The organism is Phaeobacter sp. S60 (assembly GCF_000826845.1).
Lineage (GTDB): Bacteria > Pseudomonadota > Alphaproteobacteria > Rhodobacterales > Rhodobacteraceae > Phaeobacter > Phaeobacter piscinae.
Genome location: NZ_JSWJ01000014.1, coordinates 94,595 through 100,716, shown reverse-complemented (window position 1 = coordinate 100,716; position 6,122 = coordinate 94,595). Strand labels below are relative to the sequence as shown.

9 protein-coding genes are annotated in these 6,122 nt (G+C 57.5%); all 9 read left to right on the top strand.

Annotated features, from left to right (window positions below; genetic code table 11):
• Window positions 1-607: 607 nt before the first annotated feature.
• The 9 genes from rpsJ (at window position 608) to rplP (ending at window position 6,081) form a co-directional block, all read left to right on the top strand.
• Complete coding sequence (gene rpsJ, locus OO25_RS14615) at window positions 608-922, top strand: 30S ribosomal protein S10 (RefSeq protein ID WP_008563081.1); 315 nt, start codon at window positions 608-610, stop codon at window positions 920-922.
• Between the two features lie 18 nt (window positions 923-940).
• Complete coding sequence (gene rplC, locus OO25_RS14610; RefSeq protein ID WP_024095823.1) at window positions 941-1,654, top strand: 50S ribosomal protein L3; 714 nt, start codon at window positions 941-943, stop codon at window positions 1,652-1,654.
• On the top strand, window positions 1,651-2,268 hold the full coding sequence (gene rplD / locus OO25_RS14605; protein WP_040174834.1) for a 50S ribosomal protein L4: 618 nt from the start codon (window positions 1,651-1,653) through the stop codon (window positions 2,266-2,268). Before rplC ends, rplD begins: the two co-directional genes overlap by 4 nt.
• Window positions 2,265-2,561 (top strand): 50S ribosomal protein L23, encoded by a 297-nt coding sequence (locus OO25_RS14600; protein WP_014876008.1) that lies wholly within the window; start codon window positions 2,265-2,267, stop codon window positions 2,559-2,561. Before rplD ends, OO25_RS14600 begins: the two co-directional genes overlap by 4 nt.
• Before the next feature lie 878 nt (window positions 2,562-3,439).
• Window positions 3,440-4,282, top strand: coding sequence for a 50S ribosomal protein L2 (gene rplB / locus OO25_RS14595; protein WP_040174830.1), 843 nt, complete (start codon window positions 3,440-3,442; stop codon window positions 4,280-4,282).
• A 3-nt stretch (window positions 4,283-4,285) separates the two neighbouring features.
• Complete coding sequence (gene rpsS, locus OO25_RS14590; RefSeq protein WP_005980699.1) at window positions 4,286-4,564, top strand: 30S ribosomal protein S19; 279 nt, start codon at window positions 4,286-4,288, stop codon at window positions 4,562-4,564.
• A 3-nt stretch (window positions 4,565-4,567) separates the two neighbouring features.
• The gene (gene rplV, locus OO25_RS14585; protein ID WP_008560423.1) at window positions 4,568-4,948 is read left to right on the top strand and encodes a 50S ribosomal protein L22; all 381 of its coding nucleotides are present in this window, start codon (window positions 4,568-4,570) and stop codon (window positions 4,946-4,948) included.
• Entirely contained in the window at window positions 4,948-5,655 is a 708-nt protein-coding gene (gene rpsC / locus OO25_RS14580; RefSeq protein WP_024095828.1) for a 30S ribosomal protein S3, read from the top strand. The genes rplV and rpsC overlap by 1 nt, the downstream gene beginning before the upstream one ends.
• Before the next feature lie 12 nt (window positions 5,656-5,667).
• Complete coding sequence (gene rplP / locus OO25_RS14575; protein ID WP_014876004.1) at window positions 5,668-6,081, top strand: 50S ribosomal protein L16; 414 nt, start codon at window positions 5,668-5,670, stop codon at window positions 6,079-6,081.
• Window positions 6,082-6,122: the final 41 nt, after the last annotated feature.

Genomic DNA, 6,122 nt, shown 5'->3' with positions numbered 1-6,122 from the left:
GTCGAAAATCACTGAGTAAGACGGCTTTGCCGTCTGGCGGGCGGCAGTTGGTTTTGCCCAGCAAAATCAATGAGAGCCCGCACCGGTGAGATAATAGAAAGGCCGCTCCAACTGGGGCGGCCTTTTTTCTATGCGAGGCTCTGCATCGCGTTCCGTAATATTTGGGAAAAGATGAATGGTGTGTTGCGCTTACACGATGGTTGTTAGCTTGCTTCGCTGTGGTCAGTTGAGCTGAAGTCGCCCACGCCGAAACTTCGCATGTGAAAGTATTGACGGGTGTCAGAATGCGGGTTCTCGTGGTTCTATTGCGCTGTTGAGTTCCCTCCGGAAATCGCAACACCCTACGGGTTAGCAGCCGTTGCGGCCTTTTTCCTGCCGCGCATGGCGCTAGGAAAGCCAAGCCGAGCCGCGCGCTTTTCGCATTTTGATCACCGCTTATCGTGGCGCCCTCAAACCCCCTTGCCACACTGGTCCAACAGGCGTATACGGCGCCATCTCGCATTGCGAGGATGAGGCGGGGTGATTCCCGCCTTTTGGGTTCGATGAGGGTGCGCGGTGGTCGCATGCCCTCCTCTCAACCCCAACGCCTGAGAAAAAAGGCACGACTATGCAAAGCCAAAATATCCGTATCCGGCTGAAGGCATTCGACTTCCGCGTACTGGACGCCAGCACGCAGGAAATCGTGAACACTGCCAAGCGGACCGGCGCGCAGGTGCGCGGCCCGATCCCCCTGCCGAACAAGATTGAGAAATTCACCGTTCTGCGTGGCCCGCACGTTGACAAGAAATCTCGTGACCAGTTCGAGATCCGCACCCACAAGCGGCTCCTGGACATCGTTGATCCGACCCCCCAGACCGTGGACGCGCTGATGAAGCTCGACCTTGCCGCTGGTGTGGACGTCGAAATCAAGCTGCAATCCTAAGATCGGAGGGTAATGAATATGCGCTCTGGTATTATCGCAAAGAAAGTCGGCATGACCCGGCTGTTCCTCGAAGACGGCAAGCAGGTTCCTGTGACCGTTCTTCAGCTGGACGGCCTGCAAGTGACCGCACAGCGCACCGAGGAAAAAGACGGCTACACAGCTGTTCAGCTCGGCGCAGGTTCGGCCAAGGTCAAGCGCGTCTCCAAAGCCATGCGCGGCCACTTCGCAGCAGCGAAGGTTGAGCCCAAGCGCAAGCTGGTTGAATTCCGCGTGCCTGCAGATGGCCTAATCGAAGTGGGTGCGGAAATCTCCGCAGAGCACTTCCTGGAAGGTCAGAAGGTCGACGTGACCGGCACCTCCATCGGTAAAGGTTTTGCCGGTGCGATGAAGCGCTGGAACTTTGGTGGTCTGCGCGCCTCGCACGGTGTGTCGATCTCCCACCGTTCCCACGGTTCGACCGGTCAGTGTCAGGATCCCGGCAAGGTTTTCAAAGGCAAGAAAATGGCCGGCCACATGGGTGCTGCCCGCGTGACCACTCAGAACCTTGAAGTCGTCAAGACCGACGCCGATCGTGGCCTGATCATGATCAAAGGCGCCGTTCCCGGCTCCAAAGGTGGCTGGGTCACCGTTAAAGACGCCGTGAAAAAGAAAGCCCCCGAAGGTCTGCCCTATCCGGCAGCTCTGAAGTCGGCTGCAGCGGAAGAAGTCTCCGCGGAAGGTGGTGAAGCATGAAACTTGATGTGATCAAACTGGACGGCGCCAAAGCCGGCGACATCGAGCTGGATGCAGAGCTGTTCGGCCTCGAGCCGCGCACCGACATCCTGCACCGTGTGGTGCGCTGGCAGCGTAACAACGCGCAGCAGGGCACGCACAAGGTCAAGACCCGCTCCGAGACCTCCTACTCGACCAAGAAGATCTATCGCCAAAAAGGCACCGGTGGCGCACGTCACGGTGACCGTAACGCGCCGATCTTCCGCAAGGGTGGTATCTACAAGGGTCCGACCCCGCGTTCGCACGGCCACGATCTGACCAAGAAATTCCGCAAGCTGGGTCTGCGCCACGCGCTGTCCGCCAAGGCAAAAGCGGGTGAACTGGTCGTTATTGAAAACGCCGATTCCGCAGGCAAGACAGCCGCTCTGGCCAAGCAGGTCAAAGACCTGGGTTGGAAGCGCGCACTGGTCATCGATGGCGCATCCGTGGACGAGGGCTTTGCCCGCGCCGCGCGCAACATCGACGGTCTGGATATCCTGCCGACAATGGGCGCAAACGTCTATGACATCCTGAAGCGTGACACCCTGGTGCTCACCAAAGCAGGTGTCGAAGCACTGGAGGCTCGCCTGAAATGAGCGCGAAGGCAGAACACTACGACGTGATCCGCAAGCCGATCATCACTGAAAAAGCAACCATGGCATCCGAAACCGGTGCAGTGGTGTTTGAAGTTTCGATCGACTCCAACAAGCCCCAGATCAAAGAAGCCGTTGAGGCGCTCTTTGGTGTGAAGGTCAAAGCGGTCAACACCACCATCACCAAGGGTAAGGTCAAGCGTTTCCGCGGCCAGCTGGGCAAGCGTAAAGACGTGAAGAAAGCCTATGTGACCCTGGAAGAAGGCAACACCATCGACGTGTCCACCGGACTCTGAGATCTGTTTGTCTGAGACTTAAGAAGGCCCCTGCGAAAGCGGGGGCCTTTTTTGTTGGTGAGTACTACGAAGGGCAGCGCCTGACTCAAAGTGGGCGTGACGCGCCCTCCCGTTTGGCCGAAGGCAAACCTGCGGTTTGACGGGGAGGGCCGGGCGCTGCTCGGTCTGCGGCCTGGAGGCTGAAAGAGCAGATACTACACCTGCATGAACGCCGCGCTTGCCCAACCTCAAGACTATTCCACAGCTTAAGCTATCCTCTCGGCAAGGGTATATCTCATTGTCCAATAGTAAAATCAGGACTTGCAACTCAGGGCGGTGACAGGCCGAAGAGCTGAAAATTTCACAAAGCTCGCAAAATGCGCTTAAGAATTCGAGCTGGTATTTCGGTGGATAACCTGGTGCAGAAATTCTCTCTGCAGGGTTTGCCGTGCGTCCGCATACGCAAAATCAGTTTCTTTACCCGTGGCTTCTGGGGCTATTTCAATCCCAGATCGTCCTTGGGGGTGGGTTTAAAATAGTTGGGTTTCATCGCGATCTCTGACTGTCCTTTCGATGGGACGAAACAAGGTTTCTACCTTGTGTCGTGAGGTTAAGGTCCTTCATCGATGCTATCCTAGTGATAACGAACGCATCGGGAGCCGCTTCCCCATTGCCACCCCTCCCAACCTCTGCTAAGTCGCAGCAATCCTGACGACCCCGGATTCGCTCCGGGGTTATTACGTTTGTCAGGATGTTCGAACCTGGGGACCTTCGGGGCCCTATAATCTGGCCACCCTAGTAGGGCGTCTCATCTTGGGACAACCGGGCGGGGGGCTTACACATAGCGGACCCAAAGACAAAAACCTAAGGGTCTGCACGCTAAACGGAAGACAGAAAGCATGGCACTCAAGTCGTATAAGCCGACGACGCCGGGCCAGCGTGGGCTGGTTCTGATCGACCGTTCGGAGCTTTGGAAAGGGCGTCCGGTCAAATCTCTCACTGAGGGTCTGACCAAATCGGGCGGCCGGAACAACACCGGACGGATCACTTCACGTCGTCGTGGCGGCGGCGCAAAGCGTCTCTACCGGATCGTTGACTTCAAACGGAACAAATTTGATGTCGCGGCAACCGTTGAACGGATCGAATATGACCCGAACCGGACCGCATTCATCGCGCTGATCAAATACGAAGACGGCGAGCAGGCCTATATCCTCGCTCCGCAGCGTCTGGCAGTTGGTGACCAAGTCGTTGCATCCGCAAAGGCCGACATCAAGCCGGGCAACGCAATGCCGTTCTCGGGCATGCCGATCGGTACCATCGTTCACAACATCGAAATGAAGCCCGGCAAAGGCGGCCAGATCGCCCGTGCAGCCGGTACTTACGCTCAGTTCGTTGGTCGTGATGGTGGCTACGCTCAGATCCGCCTGTCCTCGGGCGAACTGCGCCTGGTTCGTCAGGAATGCATGGCCACCGTTGGTGCGGTCAGCAACCCCGACAACTCGAACCAGAACTTTGGTAAAGCCGGCCGTATGCGCCACAAGGGCAAGCGTCCTTCTGTGCGTGGTGTGGTTATGAACCCGATCGATCACCCGCACGGTGGTGGTGAAGGTCGTACCTCCGGTGGCCGTCACCCCGTGACACCCTGGGGTAAGCCGACCAAAGGCAAGCGTACCCGCAACAAAAACAAAGCGTCGCAAAAGCTTATCATCCGCTCGCGCCACGCCAAGAAGAAGGGACGTTAATCTATGTCTCGCTCTGTATGGAAAGGCCCCTTTGTCGATGCTTACGTGCTGAAAAAAGCCGAAGCAGCGCGCGAGTCGGGCCGCAACGAAGTCATCAAGATCTGGTCGCGTCGTTCCACCATTCTGCCCCAGTTCGTGGGTCTGACATTTGGTGTGTACAACGGTCAGAAGCACATTCCCGTCAACGTCTCGGAAGACATGATCGGTCAGAAGTTCGGTGAATACTCCCCGACTCGGACCTATTACGGTCACGCTGCGGACAAAAAAGCGAAGCGGAAGTAAGTCATGGGCAAGGCAAAAAATCCCCGCCGCGTGGCAGACAACGAAGCAATGGCAAAACTGCGCATGCTCCGGACCTCCCCGCAGAAACTGAACCTCGTCGCCGGCATGATCCGTGGCAAGAAAGTTGAGAAGGCCCTGACCGATCTGACTTTCTCCAACAAGCGGGTCGCGCAGGACGTGAAGAAATGCCTTCAGTCCGCAATTGCGAACGCCGAGAACAACCATAACCTGGACGTCGATGAATTGATCGTGGCCGAGGCTTATGTGGGTAAAAACCTGACCATGAAACGCGGCCGTCCTCGTGCCCGTGGCCGGTTTGGCAAGATCCTCAAGCCGTTTTCGGAGATCACCATCAAGGTGCGTCAAGTTGAGGAGCAAGCCTAATGGGACATAAAGTCAATCCGGTCGGCATGCGCCTTCAGGTCAACCGCACCTGGGACAGCCGTTGGTACGCCGACACCAAAGATTATGGTGATCTGCTGCTGGAAGACCTGCGCATCCGTGATTTCATCAAGGAAGAGTGCAAGCAGGCAGGCATCGCCCGCGTGATCATCGAACGCCCCCACAAGAAGTGCCGTGTGACCATTCACACCGCGCGTCCGGGCGTGATCATCGGTAAAAAAGGTGCTGACATCGAAGTGCTGCGCAAGAAGCTCGCCTCGATGACAGACTCGGAACTGCACCTCAACATCGTTGAAGTCCGCAAGCCCGAGCTCGACGCACAGCTGGTCGGCGAGTCCATCGCTCAGCAGCTGGAACGTCGTGTGTCCTTCCGTCGCGCGATGAAGCGTGCCGTACAGAACGCCATGCGCATGGGCGCCCTGGGTATCCGGGTGAACGTTGCTGGTCGTCTGGGCGGCGCTGAAATCGCACGGACCGAATGGTACCGTGAGGGCCGTGTGCCGCTGCACACGCTGCGCGCCGACATCGATTACGCTCACTCCGAAGCCATGACCCCTTACGGGATCATCGGGATCAAAGTCTGGATCTTCAAAGGCGAGATCATGGAACACGATCCTCAGGCGCGTGACCGTAAAGCACAGGAACTCCAGGACGGTCCGGCACCTCGCGGTGCAGGCGGTCGTCGCTAAGGAGGAGATGACATGCTTCAACCAAAGCGTACTAAATTCCGCAAAATGCACAAAGGCCGGATCTCCGGTCTGGCAAAAGGCGGTTCGGACCTGAACTTCGGCACCTATGGCCTGAAGGCAACCACTCCTGAGCGCGTCACCGCGCGTCAGATTGAGGCTGCTCGTCGTGCCATGACCCGCCACATGAAGCGTCAGGGTCGTGTCTGGATCCGTATCTTCCCGGATACCCCGGTGACCTCCAAGCCCGTCGAAGTTCGTATGGGTAAAGGTAAAGGTTCCGTGGATTACTGGGCTTGCAAAGTGAAGCCCGGCCGCGTGATGTTCGAGATCGACGGCGTCAATGACGACATCGCACGTGAGGCCCTGCGCCTGGCCGCGATGAAGCTGCCGGTCAAGACCCGCGTCGTGGTTCGCGAAGACTGGTAATCGCTTGCGCATCCGCGCATTCGATTAGAAGAAAAGACCCC